This window comes from Vibrio sp. 9-16B-A1, from assembly GCF_056726165.1.
Window position 1 is genome coordinate 1 of the sequence record NZ_JBSDZD010000013.1, and the last position, 14,455, is coordinate 14,455.

19 protein-coding genes and 1 rRNA gene are annotated in these 14,455 nt (G+C 51.9%); 1 reads left to right on the forward strand and 19 read right to left on the reverse strand.

Translation table 11 applies throughout. From position 1 onward, the window contains the following. The 8 genes from ACVB80_RS18585 to dusA all read right to left on the reverse strand — a co-directional run. Positions 1-320: ribosomal RNA gene (locus ACVB80_RS18585) — 16S ribosomal RNA — on the reverse strand; the annotation flags it as partial. Positions 321-922: 602 nt separating this feature from the next. Then, entirely contained in the window at positions 923-1,699 is a 777-nt protein-coding gene (locus ACVB80_RS18590; RefSeq protein ID WP_481082791.1) for a phosphoadenylyl-sulfate reductase, read from the reverse strand. After that, positions 1,692-3,410: an assimilatory sulfite reductase (NADPH) hemoprotein subunit gene (gene cysI, locus ACVB80_RS18595; protein WP_481082792.1), complete on the reverse strand. Its 1,719-nt coding sequence runs from the start codon at positions 3,408-3,410 to the stop codon at positions 1,692-1,694. The genes ACVB80_RS18590 and cysI overlap by 8 nt, the downstream gene beginning before the upstream one ends. Next, on the reverse strand, positions 3,410-5,230 hold the full coding sequence (locus ACVB80_RS18600) for an assimilatory sulfite reductase (NADPH) flavoprotein subunit (protein WP_481082793.1): 1,821 nt from the start codon (positions 5,228-5,230) through the stop codon (positions 3,410-3,412). Before ACVB80_RS18600 ends, cysI begins: the two co-directional genes overlap by 1 nt. Before the next feature lie 113 nt (positions 5,231-5,343). Further along, positions 5,344-5,574 carry a hypothetical protein gene (locus ACVB80_RS18605; RefSeq protein ID WP_481082794.1) on the reverse strand — a complete coding sequence of 77 codons (231 nt, stop codon included), beginning with the start codon at positions 5,572-5,574 and terminating at the stop codon, positions 5,344-5,346. A gap of 133 nt (positions 5,575-5,707) precedes the next feature. Further along, on the reverse strand, positions 5,708-6,376 hold the full coding sequence (locus ACVB80_RS18610) for a TIGR04219 family outer membrane beta-barrel protein (protein WP_481082795.1): 669 nt from the start codon (positions 6,374-6,376) through the stop codon (positions 5,708-5,710). 80 nt (positions 6,377-6,456) lie between these two features. Then, positions 6,457-6,666 carry an envelope stress response protein PspG gene (gene pspG / locus ACVB80_RS18615; RefSeq protein WP_481082796.1) on the reverse strand — a complete coding sequence of 70 codons (210 nt, stop codon included), beginning with the start codon at positions 6,664-6,666 and terminating at the stop codon, positions 6,457-6,459. A 177-nt stretch (positions 6,667-6,843) separates the two neighbouring features. Further along, on the reverse strand, positions 6,844-7,848 hold the full coding sequence (gene dusA / locus ACVB80_RS18620) for a tRNA dihydrouridine(20/20a) synthase DusA (RefSeq protein ID WP_481082797.1): 1,005 nt from the start codon (positions 7,846-7,848) through the stop codon (positions 6,844-6,846). Positions 7,849-7,955: 107 nt separating this feature from the next. Between dusA and ACVB80_RS18625 the strand changes: the two genes are divergently transcribed. Then, positions 7,956-9,014 (forward strand): site-specific integrase, encoded by a 1,059-nt coding sequence (locus ACVB80_RS18625; protein WP_481082798.1) that lies wholly within the window; start codon positions 7,956-7,958, stop codon positions 9,012-9,014. Between the two features lie 607 nt (positions 9,015-9,621). On the opposite strand, the gene ACVB80_RS18630 is transcribed toward ACVB80_RS18625, so the two are convergent. The 11 genes from ACVB80_RS18630 to ACVB80_RS18680 form a co-directional block, all read right to left on the reverse strand. Beyond that, positions 9,622-9,786, reverse strand: a complete 165-nt coding sequence (locus ACVB80_RS18630; protein ID WP_481082935.1) for a hypothetical protein — start codon at positions 9,784-9,786, stop codon at positions 9,622-9,624. Continuing rightward, positions 9,783-10,001: a hypothetical protein gene (locus ACVB80_RS18635; protein WP_481082799.1), complete on the reverse strand. Its 219-nt coding sequence runs from the start codon at positions 9,999-10,001 to the stop codon at positions 9,783-9,785. Before ACVB80_RS18635 ends, ACVB80_RS18630 begins: the two co-directional genes overlap by 4 nt. 91 nt (positions 10,002-10,092) lie before the next feature. Beyond that, the gene (locus ACVB80_RS18640; RefSeq protein ID WP_481082800.1) at positions 10,093-10,503 is read right to left on the reverse strand and encodes a structural protein; all 411 of its coding nucleotides are present in this window, start codon (positions 10,501-10,503) and stop codon (positions 10,093-10,095) included. Positions 10,504-10,554: 51 nt separating this feature from the next. After that, the gene (locus ACVB80_RS18645) at positions 10,555-11,175 is read right to left on the reverse strand and encodes a hypothetical protein (RefSeq protein WP_481082801.1); all 621 of its coding nucleotides are present in this window, start codon (positions 11,173-11,175) and stop codon (positions 10,555-10,557) included. Further along, positions 11,172-12,002 (reverse strand): hypothetical protein, encoded by an 831-nt coding sequence (locus ACVB80_RS18650; RefSeq protein ID WP_481082802.1) that lies wholly within the window; start codon positions 12,000-12,002, stop codon positions 11,172-11,174. The genes ACVB80_RS18645 and ACVB80_RS18650 overlap by 4 nt, the downstream gene beginning before the upstream one ends. Next, entirely contained in the window at positions 11,999-12,559 is a 561-nt protein-coding gene (locus tag ACVB80_RS18655) for a chemotaxis protein (protein WP_481082803.1), read from the reverse strand. Before ACVB80_RS18655 ends, ACVB80_RS18650 begins: the two co-directional genes overlap by 4 nt. After that, positions 12,559-12,969, reverse strand: coding sequence for a hypothetical protein (locus tag ACVB80_RS18660; RefSeq protein WP_481082804.1), 411 nt, complete (start codon positions 12,967-12,969; stop codon positions 12,559-12,561). Before ACVB80_RS18660 ends, ACVB80_RS18655 begins: the two co-directional genes overlap by 1 nt. Beyond that, positions 12,966-13,172, reverse strand: coding sequence for a hypothetical protein (locus tag ACVB80_RS18665; RefSeq protein ID WP_481082805.1), 207 nt, complete (start codon positions 13,170-13,172; stop codon positions 12,966-12,968). The genes ACVB80_RS18660 and ACVB80_RS18665 overlap by 4 nt, the downstream gene beginning before the upstream one ends. Beyond that, complete coding sequence (locus tag ACVB80_RS18670) at positions 13,172-13,327, reverse strand: hypothetical protein (RefSeq protein WP_481082806.1); 156 nt, start codon at positions 13,325-13,327, stop codon at positions 13,172-13,174. The genes ACVB80_RS18665 and ACVB80_RS18670 overlap by 1 nt, the downstream gene beginning before the upstream one ends. 3 nt (positions 13,328-13,330) lie before the next feature. Further along, positions 13,331-13,600, reverse strand: a complete 270-nt coding sequence (locus ACVB80_RS18675) for a hypothetical protein (RefSeq protein ID WP_481082807.1) — start codon at positions 13,598-13,600, stop codon at positions 13,331-13,333. A gap of 9 nt (positions 13,601-13,609) precedes the next feature. Then, a complete protein-coding gene (locus ACVB80_RS18680) occupies positions 13,610-14,446 on the reverse strand; it encodes a major capsid protein P2 (RefSeq protein ID WP_481082808.1) in 837 nt (278 codons plus the stop codon). Positions 14,447-14,455: the final 9 nt, after the last annotated feature.

Consider the following 14,455-nt stretch of genomic DNA (forward strand, 5'->3'; position numbering starts at 1 on the left):
CTGATCATCCTCTCAGACCAGCTAGGGATCGTCGCCTTGGTGAGCCTTTACCTCACCAACCAGCTAATCCCACCTGGGCATATCCTGACGCGAGAGGCCCGAAGGTCCCCCTCTTTGGCCCGAAGGCATTATGCGGTATTAGCTATCGTTTCCAATAGTTATCCCCCACATCAGGGCAATTTCCCAGGCATTACTCACCCGTCCGCCGCTCGCCGCCCATAAACGCACCCGAAGGATTGTTTATGTCGCTGCCGCTCGACTTGCATGTGTTAGGCCTGCCGCCAGCGTTCAATCTGAGCCATGATCAAACTCTTCAATTTAAGATTTTGTCGGCTCAATGAATACTGAACATTACATATAGTAATGTTTGAATTGACTGTGCTGAGTCCGGAGACTCAATGGTCACTTCGTATCATTGAAACCATTTTGAAACCGAAGTTTCATATTGATTATCATCAACGAGTGCCCACACAGATTGATAGATCTATATTTTTAAAGAGCGTTGCCTTTCGGCTTGCTTTGATACTTCTCAAAGCGGAGGTGAATTCTAGCGGAACATTTCGTAGTGTCAAACACTTTTTATGTTTTATTTCGATTTATTTTCGAAACTCAACCAGTTCTGCTATTTCACCTTACTTTCTCAGCCGAGCCCTTGTGGGCCTTGCCGTGTCAGCGAGGTGGCATTATAGAGATCGCCATCACATTGGCAAGCACTTTTTTAGAAAACATGCGAAAAAAGACACCAAACGGTGACTTTATCTCCAAAGCCTTATTTATTCCAACTTTCACCCAGAAACAACACAAGTTATCCACAGAGTTACTCCGGAGAGCGCGAATTTTAAGCATAGACCATAGCAGAAAGGCTGCAAATGCAATCGCAAATGCAGCCCTCTTCTGTACTGTTGGTCAATCTGTTTGACTTCTATATGCCTGAGCCGTGTTGTTCCCCGTCATCTTCATGCAGTCCACACTCACGCTTAAGGCCAAAAAAGCGCGTGTCTTCTTCTGCCATACCCGGCTCCCACTTACGGGTGGTATGGGTATCTCCCACAGAGAGATAGCCCTGCTCCCAAAGCGGGTGATATGACAGGCCATGTTCCTCCAGGTAGTAGTGAACATCTTTATTACTCCAGTCGATAACCGGAAGAAACTTGAATACCCCATTTTGGATCGCCAGTATCGGCAGGCTGGCCCGGGAGGAAGACTGCTCTCTCCTTAAACCTGAGAACCAGGTACCGGCCCCCAAAGTATCGAGTGCACGTTTCATCGGTTCGACTTTATTCAGGCGGTTGTACTTTTCGATACCCTCTACACCCTGCTCCCACAATTTGCCATAACGGGCTTCCTGCCAGGCCGGGCTTGTTTCAGCACGAAAAATCTGAAGATTCAGATCCAGTTGTTCTGTCAGATGGTCAATGAACTGGTAGGTTTCCTCAAACAGATAACCGGTATCGGTCAGAATAACCGGAACGTCCGGCTTAACTCTGGACACCAGGTGAAGCATCAACGCCGCCTGAATACCAAAACTGGAAGAGACAACATGCTCACCCTGAAGATATTCAAATGCCCAGGCAACTCTCTGCTGAGCAGAGAGCGTTTCAAGGTAAGCGTTAATTTCTGCCAGCTCGATACTCTGCTGCGCTTTGGTCAGCGTCAGCAGTTTCTGAAGGTCTGGTTTATCAATGACACTATCAGGCATAGAAATCCCTCTTTGATACTTTTACCTCAGCAATGACACCTGCACGGATAACAAAGTCACCAAACGACTCATCCACTTCACGCTCATCTGCCCAGCGCCCTACAAGCTGATCGATCTCTTCCAGGATCTGCTTATCTGTGATGTTCTCTTTATACATCTTAGGAACCCGGGTACCGGCACGGTTACCACCAAGATGGAGGTTATAGCGGCCAGGCGCTTTACCGACCAGACCGATCTCCGCCAGCATGGCGCGACCACACCCGTTCGGACAGCCGGTCACCCGCAGGATGATATTCTCCTGCTCTGGCAAGCCATGCTTCTCCAGTATGCCTTCCACATCAGTAACAAACTTAGGCAGGAAACGTTCGGCTTCTGCCATCGCGAGCGGACAGGTAGGAAACGCCACACACGCCATGGAGTTTTTGCGCTGCTCACTGACTCCGTCATCAATCAGGCCATACTGACGGGCGATACTCTCTATCTGCTCTTTGTCTTCTTTATTTACACCAGCAACGATAAGGTTCTGGTTCGCGGTCATGCGAAAATCCCCTTTATGGATCCTGGCTATCTCTGCTACGCCGGTTTTCAGCGGTTTGCCCGGGAAGTCGAGCAAACGGCCATTCTCTATAAAGAGGGCAAGGTGATGCTTACCATCGATGCCTTCTGCCCAGCCGATACGGTCACCGCGGCCGGTAAACTCATAAGGACGGCTTTGTTCAAATGTCACTCCGGCACGTTTCTCTACTTCTGCTTTAAAGACATCGATACCCACGCGGTCCAGGGTGTATTTGGTTTTGGCGTTTTTCCGGTTAGAACGGTTACCCCAGTCACGCTGAGTCGTCACTACCGCAGCGGCGACTTCGAGGGTTTTATCCAGAGGAACAAAACCAAAGTCATCCGCCCGGCGCGGGTAAGTGGAAGTATCCCCATGAGTCATAGCCAGACCGCCACCGACCAGGACATTGAAACCCACCAGCTTTCCTTTCTCAGCAATCGCGACGAAGTTAAGATCATTGGCGTGCACGTCTACGTCGTTTTGCGGCGGGATCACCACCGTGGTTTTAAACTTACGCGGCAGGTAGTTGCTGCCGAGGATCGGCTCTTCATCGGTGGTTTCTACTTTTTCTCCATCCAGCCAGATCTCTGCGTAGGCCCGGGTTTTGGGAAGCAGATGTTCACTGATCTTCGCGGCCCACTCATACGCTTCCTGATGAAGTTCTGATTCAACCGGGTTGGTCGTACACAGCACGTTACGGTTTACATCCCCCGCAGTCGCGATGGAGTCGATACCAATACTGTTGAGCGTCTGGTGCATCAGTTTGATATTGGGCTTGAGTACGCCATGGAACTGAAAAGTCTGACGGGTGGTCAGGCGTATGCTGCCGTACAGCGAATGCTCTGTTGCAAACTTGTCGATCGCCAGCCACTGTTTGGGGGTAATAACTCCGCCAGGCATGCGGGCACGCAGCATCACGTTGTGCAGCGGCTCAAGTTTCTGTTTGGCACGCTCATTACGGATATCCCGGTCATCCTGCTGGTACATACCGTGAAAACGGATCAGCTGAAAGTTATCTGCGGTAAATCCACCGGTGATCTTATCCTGCAGGTCGGCTTCTATAGTGCCGCGCAGAAAGTTACTCTCTTTTTTCAGACGCTCGTTATCGGAAAGCGGTCCAAGCGTCTGACCTAATACTGTTTGTTGCTCACTCATTAGTACACATCCCTTTGGTAGCGCTTCGCTTTGCGTAAGTCATTAATAAAGGTGGTGGCTTCCTGCTCTGACAGTTGCCCCTGCTGAATCGCTATCTGCACAAGTGCGTCATTCACATCCTTTGCCATTCGGGTGGCATCACCACACACGTAAATGAAGGCGCCGTCCTGAATCCATTGCCATACCTGCTGCGCATGCTCAAGCAGACGATGCTGCACATAGACTTTCTCTGCCTGATCGCGGCTGAATGCCACATCCAGCTGAGTCAGCAGACCGGACTTAAGGTACTTCTGCCACTCCACCTGATAGAGAAAGTCCTGGGTAAAGGTACGGTCACCGAACAGCAGCCAGTTTTTGCCTTTCGCGCCGCGGTTATCACGCTCCTGAACAAAGGCACGGAATGGGGCAATACCTGTACCCGGACCAATCATGATCAGCGGAGTATTGTCGTCTTCCGGCAACTTGAAGTTATTGTTGTTTTCAACAAACACCTTCACTTCACCGCCCTCTTCCAGGCGATTTGCCAGAAATCCGGATGCACCGCCAAAACGGGTTTGGTCGCCTTTCTCATACTCAACCAGCCCAACGGTCAGGTGTACTTCTTCATCGACTTCACTTTGGCTGGATGCAATAGAGTAGAGACGCGGGGTCAGGCGGCGAAGCAACCCGGTCAGCTCTTCTGCACTCAGTTTGGTTTTCTTCTCTGCCAGTACATCAACCACCTGAGTATTAGCGGCGTACTCACGCAACCTGTCTTTATCCGCCACCAGCTTCTCCAGCTTTTTGCTGCCGGAAAGCTCTGCAAATTTGGTGACCAGTTGTGGATTGGAAGCGGTGATCTCATATTTGCTGAGCAGGGCGTTATGCAGTGACAGACTCTCCCCGTCGACTTCCACACTCTCAACACCAGACAGCCCCACTCTTTCTAAAATGGCATTGACCAGCTCTGCGCTGTTTTCAAACCATACTCCCAGCGCATCGCCCGGCTGATAACTGATGCCGGAACCTTCCAGGTCAATTTCGATATGACGGACATCTTTACCCGAATCCCGCCCGGTGATCTTCTGGTTGGTCAGCAGGGTCGCGGTAAACGGGTTGAGTTTGGTGTAGTGAACGGCGCTCTGGCTTTGCTGGCCAACCGGCAGTTGTACGACCTCGGCCTGCGCTCCGCCAGCCAGGGCTTCTTTTACTTTGTCCAGTGCCTGCTTACGCCACTCGGCAGCTGGCGCATCGTAATCCACATCACAGTCAATCCGGTCGATAAACGGCGTCGCACCCAGTTTTGACAGGTAGCTGTCGAAGTCTTTGCCCGTCTGGCAGAAAAACTCATAGCTTGAGTCGCCAAGACCAATCACAGCGTATTGCAGCTCAGGTAGCTTCGGCGCCTTTTTAGACTGGAGATACTCATGCAGCTCAATGGCATTATCCGGGGCTTCCCCTTCACCATTGGTTGAAGCCACGATGATCACATGGGTCTCTTTTGCCAGAGATTTGCCTTTGTAATCACCTGCATCAAACAACTGAGCTTCAATGCCCACCGCTTCCGCTTCCTGATGAAGTGCTTCCGCGACCCCTTTGGCGTTACCGGTCTGGGAGGCATAAATGATCGTCAGTTTGCCCGCGGGTTTGGCGGCGACTGCCGCGGCGGCCTGGCTGAGTGGTGCAGCAGCACCGGCTGGCTGAGTTTGACTGATTCCCCAGAAGTAACCACTGACCCAGGCCAGCTGCTGCGGGGAGAGTTCGGCAATCGCTTGTTGTAATTGACCAATCTGTTGATCGTTTAATGGACTGGCGAGTGCGGAGAGTTCCTTGAGTAACATGTCACGACATCCCTATTCATTGCGTGACGATAGATTAACCACTCCTCCTAATAATAAAAAAGAATAGAAATGTATGTTTTATAACTTTTTGGATTATAAGAGCGCTGAAGGACTCAGCGCTCTTCTATCCGGACCTGGTGGAAACCCACGGCCAGCGCTGACTTGGAAGCCGTATCGATATCCATATACTGGCACTCCTCACCATGACTGTCCGTCAGCAGAATAAATCCGCCCCGGGTGTGGCGAAACTCCACAATCCAGCCCTCTTCCTGAATGGATGGCTCGATGATAGCTTCGAGCAACTGATTCTTTTGATACAAATTTCTTAGTTCAGAGATAGTCATACCAGCCTCCGGGCAACTGTGACGATCAATTTAAGGATGGCCCATAAGCGGCAGGATGTAAAATTCTGGTTAACAGACGCCAATAAAAAACGCCCCGGCTCTGCAGTCGGGGCGTCATATAAACAGGGATAAATCAGAGCTCTATCTGACCGCCGATAAACCAGCCGTGGGTCAGGTAGAAATCATTTTCATTCATATAGTCGAAACGGTACTCCATTGCGCGGTAACCGGCACGGATTGCCATATCAGTCTCATTCAGCTTAAAGCGGTAGCGGACGCCACCGGTCAGGTCGGCGGTTTTGTTCCCACTGCGCTGGGCAAAATCAAACTCACCAATCACATCGAAGTTGGTATCCGGCACAGTCAGAGACGCATTGGCGTACCAGCTGAAGATACGCTGGGTGAAATCGCGCTCTGGCTGACCTGGTTTATGGTAGTCACCATTTGCATAGGTGGACCAGGTAGCCCCAAGGTCAAAGTGCATCAGTTCATGATCGATCACACCGTAGTACAGGGTGTAATCAAACTTATCAAACTCAATGTACTTGCCTTTTACCGGGGTATAGCGAACGCGAAAATCAGGCAGATACGGCAGGTTATGCTCTACCGCTGCTGAAAATGGCAACCGTGATGCAGACGGGTCGGTATGAATGGTCTCTTTACTCTCCTGCACCGTGGTTTTCGGTGCCCAGTAATCCGCCGTCAGGCGAAACTGAAACTCAGTATCATCCCCGGCTGCTGCCGGAGCCGCTGTAAACACAGAACCGGTTAATACCGCCAGAGCCAGCATACGTTTTGCCATTGTGTGTATCCACCTCAAATACATAATTTAAAATGGATACTAGCACAGATATTAGCAGGGGAAACATCACTGACAAAAATCTAACGCGGGCAGTAAACAAAGTTACGGAAGAACCACCAGCCCAGCGCGATCACGATAATCCACGGCAGGATCTTAAACACCAGCCCCAACATGCCCAGCAGCATCATTACCACAAAGGTGACCGCTGCCGCAGCAAAGACCGTCATCATAGTGACGCCGGTGAAGATCAGGATTCCCATAAACATCAGAACAAACAGTAACTCGAACATCTTGTGCTCCTTTTTAAGAACTTATCAGTTTGATTACTTAAGGGACTGCACAATGCAGGCCAACTTTCCACCACAACACAATGCTTTGATTTTATTGAGATAATAAAAAACCACTCTGCAAAAGAGTGGTTTTAAAGATCTGACAGTGGTGAATTTCACCACCCTGCCTGGTGAGATTTACACGTTCAGTTCAGCCGGGATCTTCGCCAGCGCGGCTTCCAGCACTTCCAGACCTGAGCCTGGCTTGTGAGCATTCTCACTGATATGACGACGCCACTGACGCGCGCCCGGCATATTCTGGAACAGACCCAGCATGTGACGGGTGATGTGCCCGAGGTAAGCACCGTTTGACAACTGCTGCTCGATATACGGGTACATGGCTTTAACCACATCGCTGCGTTTTACCACCGGCTTATCGATACCGAAGATCTGCTGGTCCACTTCCGCCAGGATGTATGGATTCTGATAAGCTTCACGGCCGATCATCACACCATCCAGGTGCTTCAGGTGCTCTTTGGTCTCTTCCAGGGTTTTCACACCACCGTTGACTGCAATAGTCAGGTGCGGGAAGTCTTTCTTGACCTGGTATGCACGCGGGTAATCCAGCGGTGGGATCTCTCGGTTCTCTTTCGGACTCAGGCCACTCAGCCACGCTTTACGGGCGTGAATGGTGAACTGATCACAGCCGCCTTTCTCGTGTACCAGAGAAACGAAGCGGGTCAGAAACTCGTACGAGTCCTGATCATCGATACCAATACGGGTTTTCACTGTTACCGGCACATCGGTTACATCGCGCATCGCGGCAACACATTCAGCCACCAGCTCAGGTTCCCCCATCAGGCAGGCACCGAAACGACCGTTCTGAACACGGTCTGACGGACAACCCACATTAAGATTGATCTCGTCATAGCCACGCTCTGTTGCCAGTTTGGCACAGGTCGCCAGATCCTGAGGGTTGGAGCCACCTAACTGCAGCGCAACCGGGTGCTCTTCTTCGTTATAAGCAAGAAAGTCCCCTTTACCATGAATAATCGCCCCGGTCGTCACCATCTCGGTGTACAGCAGCGTCTGCTGAGACAGCAGGCGATGGAAGTAACGGCAGTGACGGTCAGTCCAGTCGAGCATCGGGGCCACCGAAAGGCGCTGCATAGGGTAATTGCTGGTGTTGTCTGCCTTAGACACTGATATACCTCATATTTTGATCTTGTGAATTTGCCCTGAATCGCCTGTATTTTCCGCTAATTTCCTACTATAGTACCCCTGAGAGTACCCCTCAAGGAGTAGGACAAATGGCCTCATTCACCATCGAGAAGCGCCAGCTAAAGAGTGGCGAGCTGCGATTCAAAGCAACAATATTCGTGAAAAAAAACTCGAAGATTATACACCGAGAATCCAAAACATTCAGGAAAAAGGAACTCGCCCGAACCTATGGCCGTAACCGGGTGCAGGAGATCGAAGCTCAAGGGGTACTTAAAAACAAATCAGTCCCCCTGGGGGTACTGCTGGATAAGTACATGGGTGAGCGTGATTTGTGGGACCAGACCGGGCGCACCAAACAGTACGTTATCAGCATGCTTCGGGATTGCGATATTGCCACTGTGCGAAGTAATGAACTCAGAACCAGTGATCTGATTGAGCACTGCAAAAACCGCAAAGCAGCAGGAGCCAAGCCCGCCACGATTTACCATGATGTTGCTTACCTGCGCTCAGTGATGAAAAAGGCCAAACCTGTTTTCAATATCGACGCCAACTTTCAGATCTTTGAGGAAGCCGTTCCGGTATTAATAGATATGGAGTTGGTTGGTAAGAGTCAGAAGCGCACCCGCCGCCCTACTGGTGAAGAAATAGGGCGCCTAAAAGCAGAGCTGATTAAAAGACAAGAGAAGACCACCGCTAAGATCCCTTACACCGACATTCTGGATTTCAGTATTCTTACCTGTATGCGAATTGGGGAGATTTGTAAGCTGCGTTGGGAAGACCTGAACGAAGCACACAAAACTATCCTGGTACGCGATCGTAAAGACCCACGAAAAAAATCGGGGAACCATATGATCGTCCCACTTCTGGGAGAGTCATTTGATATAGCAGTTAAACAGCCAAAAGCCGGAGAGCTGATTTTTCCCTATAGAGCTACGAGTGTAACCGCCGGATTTCAGCGAGTGCGCAATAAATTGGAGATCAGTGACTTACGCTACCATGACTTGCGCAGGGAAGGAGCTAGTCGCTTGTTTGAAAAGGGGTACTCTATTGAAGAGGTTGCGCAGGTTACAGGACATCGAAATCTAAATATCCTGTGGCAGGTTTACACTCAATTGAATCCTCATAACCTACACGAACGCAGCAAATAACAAGATTATAAGTAATTTGATAAAGCAAGGGAAATACACTCAATTTTTACATTACTCGATCAGTATCACAGAAATCAAGTGAATACAGGGAGTACTTTGTATTGTCCAAAGTTATCGGACTTTCAATCGTACTTAATTTAAGGAGTAATAAAATGAGTACCCCTAAACCTTACTACTATTACAAAGATGGCAGCGACACCTACCATTGGGAAACTTCATGCACCAAAAACCACTACAATAAGCCTGGTTGGCATAGATCTATGGAAAAGCCTTCCAATAGGGAGCAATGCGACGAATGTAAAGCAAAGTAGCTTAGCTCTCTACATATGGCTATCTTTAACATCAGCTATGACCTTAACGCACCAGGAAAAAACTATGATGCACTCTATGAAGCAATTAAAAGCTTCAATGGATGGATTCATTTAATGGATTCAACCTGGCTTGTATCAAGCGATCTCACCGCAGAGCAGGTCTTCGATAAGCTACACCCTTTCATTGACAAAAACGATAGAGCCTTTGTTTCTAAAGTTCATGCTAATGAGTACTCAGGGTGGCTACTGCCAGACCAATGGAGCTGGCTAAGAAAGCATACTTAGAAGATGAAGCCTCACTTGGTGAGGCTTTTTTGCTCTAGAACTAGTAAACGGTGGTCCATCTTTTCCATCATAATTCGTAGCCACTTCACATCCGTTTTGAGGGTTACGCCCACCCCAATCCCGCTGAACAATGCACTGATGGCCGCAACCACCAGTGTTTGATACTCGGCCATCATTTCCACTCATTCCGAACTGTCTCATACAAACCAATCACCACAGGTGCCAGTGCACCAATCAGGCCGCCGTATTGCACACCCTCAGCAGTTACGCTGGCGGTGATAAGCTCCGGGTGTCCGGTCACCAGTGCAACACCTGCACCCAGAAGCGCTACGCCTTTCTTGGTAGATGGTTGGTTAAGGTCGATGCCGATTTTTGCCAGTAAGTCTTTCATAGTAGTTTTGCCTTTTTCAGATATTTAATGGTGTAGGCAGCGAGCACCCCGCCCGCTACCGTCAGTAGTACGTTTTTCAGGTCTTGCTTGGTCATGCCAGCGCTACCCCCTGCCGGGCATCATTCAGTGTGTAGTGGTGCCCCACTTCCATCTGTGACATGGCGTGAAGTACCCGCGCTAACAGCTCATCATCGGACAGGTCAATGGCCGCATCCGGCGTGGTGCCGACCTTACGCGCCACAAAGCCTGCGTAGTTGTGGGTCTTGTTTTCGTTTGGCGGTGCAAAGCGGTGGATGATTTCGCCAAGCGTGTAGAGGCCATAGTTGCGCTGGTAATTACGCAGCAACTTGGCCCCGGCCCGGAACCCGTATTTGTGGTGCTTGAACGTCTCAAATGAGGTGTCACGGCTGATTGCCGCTTCACCCTCCCAGTCATTGCCCTTTCGGATGTTGAGCGGGTTGTTATTGCGTATCCCGCGAACGCTTGATTGTGTCTGTGCCATATACAGCCCTATGAGAATTACCGTCAGTAGTACAAAGCGCGTTTTCATGGCTTACACCGGTAAGGGTGACTGGTAACCATAGTTCGGCGTTGCGTCGACAGGCGTCACCACTTCACCAATCACCATGATGGTGCCAGAGCCTGATGAGAGTCCGTTTGGATCCCACTGCATCGTGGTCTGGTGTTTCAGCTCTGGGTGCGGGTTGGTTTTGTCGCCGGTTGGCGTCAGTCGCACCGACATAAAGCCGGTTACCTTATGACGTGAATCGTCCTGAAAGGTTGGGGCGAACTTTGGCATTTGCGCCGCGCAGGAACCGCCATTCATACTCGGGCTGTATCCGTTAGCGTTGGCCGGGTTACCCTGCACAAATACATCAAAATCCACGTAAAGCATCATAGTGACGACTTCGCCCAGCTTGGCCTGCCGGTAAAGTTTGGAGAGCGCAGCAACGGAAATCTTGCTGTAATCGCCACGCCAGCCAAGTGAAGTGCGCTCAACTTCGCAGTCATACCCCAAGGCGTCATAGAGCTTGGATTCCATCATCAGGCCCTTATCGCCGATCTTACGGCCAAATTCCACCGGGATAACCACCGCCCCGGTCATGTTGCTGACATGGTGCGCCAGAGCCTGAACCTTGTTCTCTGTGCTGCCAGTCCCTAGTTCCACAGTCATTGGACTACCTCGATAAATTCAATGTGATCAGTTTCCCCGCCGGTCATGGCGAGTGCTGCGCAGGTATTTAAGGTCAGTGTCTCGCCTGCTTCGAGACTGAATGCGCCGACTTTCACAGCTTCGGTGTTGGCTTTGCTGGCTTTAAGCGTGACGCTCTGCCGCTGGGTGTTTTCTTCCAGCGTGTATGGCAGTGCCTCAGTGCCGGTATTGATGCCTGTTGCCACCTCAAGGCCAACCGTCTGGCCGGGCGCAATTTGAGCTTTTGGCATACTGGTAACCGAAAGCGCCTGACCCTGCTCAAGGGCCACTTTCGGCAGGCTGGTCACCGCCAGTTGCTGACCGTCTGCAATCTCTACCGCTGGCAGGTTGGTAATACCCACCATTTGCCCTTTCTTGATGCCTACCGCTGGCAGGCGCTCAACCTCAAGGCTCTGCCCGTCAGCAATACGCATGGCAGGCATAGCGATAACCGCGATTTCCTGACCATCGGCAAGGCGCACCCTTGGCAGGTCGGTAATGGCAAGCTCCTGACCGCTGGCAATCTCTACCGGGGGCTGTCGCTCAACCGTGACTTTCTGGCCGTCAGCCGGTGGTACATAACGGCCCATCCCGGTAATGACCTCAACCATGCCTGCCCCGCCAAGGTTCTCCACGGTCACCAGCCCTGACAGCTTGTCATCGAGTACCTGAGCGCCCGGCCTGAGCCGGTACTCACCGCGCTCGGTCTGAATACGCAGCTCTGACGGGCAGGACTCGATATAAATAAACTCACCGACCACCTGAAACTGTGCCCGCGCCCTTGGCTGCATCAGCTGTTTCATGCTCATGAGGTCACCGCCTTAGCCACGGCCACAATGGCCGCTGCGCCTGCGATTACCCCCACAACCTTGGTCACCGTGGCGTTGGTATCCGCGCTGCCGCCGTTGGAGTTGGTACTTGCCAGTTGCGTCATGGCTTTGAGGTTGTCTGAGTTTTGCTTGGCCTGACTGCCCGCCAGCCCCGCAATGTATTGCAGGTTCTCACTGTGGGCGTTTGCCATGACTTCGCTGTTTTCCCGGCTGAGGTTAATGGCGTCTTCGGCAAGGTTTTCCCCCATGCTGAGCGCCGATTGCGTCACCTCGGTATTACTGTCCAAAGCCGCTTCACTCATCCGGGCGGTCTTATCAATTGCCGAACTGGCAATGTCTTTGGTGTTGTTGAGCGCCAACTCGCCCATTTCCTTAGCGGCCTCAATCGCTCCGTGGTCGCTCATACTCACGTTGATTTGAGAGTCCGAAACACCGGATAGCGCCACCCCAAGGTTGTCCCCCTGAATGGCATTTTGTCCGGTGGTGTTTTTGGTGTTGGTTGTTGTGTTACTGGAACTGCTGCCACCGCCGCCCATCAGCACACCTCCATATCGAGTGACAGCACGGAGTCATGCTCACCGCTTGCCACTTGTTGAAATCCAAAGGGGCGCAGAATGCGGCGCATTCCCGGACGCACCGTGTGATACTTAATGGTGCGGTAACCCCTTGCCCGGACTTTAGCGATAATGGCCGGGGCGGCTTTCACCATCCCCGTACCCGTCATGGCTAAAATCAAATACTCGTTGTCATCAGTGACGATGCCGACAAAGCGCACATTCACGCCCTGTCCTTTGATGTGGTAGAGACTGGCGCGCCCGGCCCTGACCGACTCACAGCAGAAATCAAACTCCTGCTTAGCGCCGTAAACGCCATTAAAGGCCGGGCGCAGCAGGTGAAACTGCGCGTTAATATCGGCGCGGCCTACGCGCATTACTCCCCACTTCATTTGCGCATCACCCACCAGATAAACAGTCCGGTCACGCCCGCCACCGCGAGCGTTTTCCACGGCGTCTGACCGAAAGTCACATTGCCGTTTCGGGCACCGCCAATGGTGTTGTGAGAGCTGGCCCCACTTGGCCCGGCTGCGCCGCCTCCGGCATTAATCGGCATAGAGCCGCTGTTTGATAAACTGCCCAAATTCGGAAACATCACTTCACCCCTTTTGTCAGTACGTGGTAAGCGGCGTACGCGCCGCCCCCAATCAGGCCAAGTTTGACCGCCTTACTGGCTCCCGAACCTGTCCAAGAGCCAAGGCCAAAGCCCACGCCACCTGCGACCAGCGGCAGCAATACAATCAATGGCATGGCTTACCCCTTTTTCGCGATCAGATAGACCAGCGCGCACAAAAGCCCGGTGCCGACCAGCATGGTGGTGGTATTCAGGCGCGGCGCATATCCGGTCTGGACTGGCTGACCGTTTGGCTGACGGGCAGGCTCACTGGTTGGGCGCTGCTCTTCCGGCGCAGCCTGACGGACCCGCTCTGACTCACTGTCAAACCACGAATCCACAAAGCGCTGACTGCCTGACACCACAGAGTCAGAAAGCCCGCTCAGGGTTTCCCCCCAATCGTCAAACATGCCACCCCCTTACGCGCTGGCGGTAGGCAGTGCGTTTACCTGCTCAACGGCTTCAACAATCACCGGCACAGAGCCAATGGCCGATTTATCCAGCTCAAAGGTCAGCTGTGAGCGGGCGGCTGTGTTCAGCATGCCGTCAGCACCAAAGCCGTAGCGGATAAAGTCCAGACTGAACCAGCCCTTGTTTTGCTCTTTCTTGGCCTGCGCAAGGTCAAAGGCGTTGTCTTCCTTGGTGACGTTGATTTCTTCATAGGTATCACGCACCACGCGCACCCGGTTGATGCTGTCGTCAATGAAGTGAATACGCTTGAGGTTCAGCGCCGGACTGCGCTCAGCAAAGTCAAACGGGGTGCGGCCAGAAGCGGCAGCAAACCACGTCAGCTCATACAGGCGCGGCAGGTAGTAGCGCTGGCTTTGCGCTGGCAGCATATGACCACGAGCGCGAATGGTTGGCGCGGCTGTGCCCGGGTCTTTGGCTTTAAGCTGGATATGCACAAACCAGATTTCACCCGGCAGCGTCACAAGGTCGGTCTGACGCACACCGATTTTGGTGCGCAGAGTCGGATCGCCAAAGGCGATAATGTAACGACCATCTTCAGCGTAGTTTTTACGGTGCGCCTGCAGCGCCACCAGTGCTTCGCCCGATACGCTGTATTTGGCAGAACCATTAAGCGAGACTTCCACGCGCTCAATGTCTTTCGGGTTGGTGATGTTGGTCACCAGCTCGATAGAGTGATAAGTCGGGCCGGACACCAGACGCAAAGATGCGCGGTTACCCCAGCCAACACCCTCAAGCGGATCCAGCTCTTTAGGACGTGGCGCGAATTTGGTGTTAATGAGTTCCATGGCGCCGCC

Coding starts and splice junctions, on each gene's coding strand:
- ACVB80_RS18645 (WP_481082801.1), bottom strand. CDS start 11,175: ATGACTGTGGAACTAGGGACTGGCAGCACAGAGAACAAGGTTCAGGCT.
- ACVB80_RS18665 (WP_481082805.1), bottom strand. CDS start 13,172: ATGTTTCCGAATTTGGGCAGTTTATCAAACAGCGGCTCTATGCCGATT.
- ACVB80_RS18630 (WP_481082935.1), bottom strand. CDS start 9,786: ATGATGGCCGAGTATCAAACACTGGTGGTTGCGGCCATCAGTGCATTG.
- ACVB80_RS18660 (WP_481082804.1), bottom strand. CDS start 12,969: ATGAAGTGGGGAGTAATGCGCGTAGGCCGCGCCGATATTAACGCGCAG.
- ACVB80_RS18605 (WP_481082794.1), bottom strand. CDS start 5,574: ATGACTATCTCTGAACTAAGAAATTTGTATCAAAAGAATCAGTTGCTC.
- pspG (WP_481082796.1), bottom strand. CDS start 6,666: ATGTTCGAGTTACTGTTTGTTCTGATGTTTATGGGAATCCTGATCTTC.
- cysI (WP_481082792.1), bottom strand. CDS start 3,410: ATGAGTGAGCAACAAACAGTATTAGGTCAGACGCTTGGACCGCTTTCC.
- ACVB80_RS18640 (WP_481082800.1), bottom strand. CDS start 10,503: ATGGCACAGACACAATCAAGCGTTCGCGGGATACGCAATAACAACCCG.
- ACVB80_RS18625 (WP_481082798.1), top strand. CDS start 7,956: ATGGCCTCATTCACCATCGAGAAGCGCCAGCTAAAGAGTGGCGAGCTG.
- ACVB80_RS18610 (WP_481082795.1), bottom strand. CDS start 6,376: ATGGCAAAACGTATGCTGGCTCTGGCGGTATTAACCGGTTCTGTGTTT.
- ACVB80_RS18600 (WP_481082793.1), bottom strand. CDS start 5,230: ATGTTACTCAAGGAACTCTCCGCACTCGCCAGTCCATTAAACGATCAA.
- ACVB80_RS18680 (WP_481082808.1), bottom strand. CDS start 14,446: ATGGAACTCATTAACACCAAATTCGCGCCACGTCCTAAAGAGCTGGAT.
- ACVB80_RS18675 (WP_481082807.1), bottom strand. CDS start 13,600: ATGTTTGACGATTGGGGGGAAACCCTGAGCGGGCTTTCTGACTCTGTG.
- ACVB80_RS18650 (WP_481082802.1), bottom strand. CDS start 12,002: ATGAGCATGAAACAGCTGATGCAGCCAAGGGCGCGGGCACAGTTTCAG.
- ACVB80_RS18590 (WP_481082791.1), bottom strand. CDS start 1,699: ATGCCTGATAGTGTCATTGATAAACCAGACCTTCAGAAACTGCTGACG.
- ACVB80_RS18635 (WP_481082799.1), bottom strand. CDS start 10,001: ATGAAAGACTTACTGGCAAAAATCGGCATCGACCTTAACCAACCATCT.
- ACVB80_RS18655 (WP_481082803.1), bottom strand. CDS start 12,559: ATGGGCGGCGGTGGCAGCAGTTCCAGTAACACAACAACCAACACCAAA.
- ACVB80_RS18670 (WP_481082806.1), bottom strand. CDS start 13,327: ATGCCATTGATTGTATTGCTGCCGCTGGTCGCAGGTGGCGTGGGCTTT.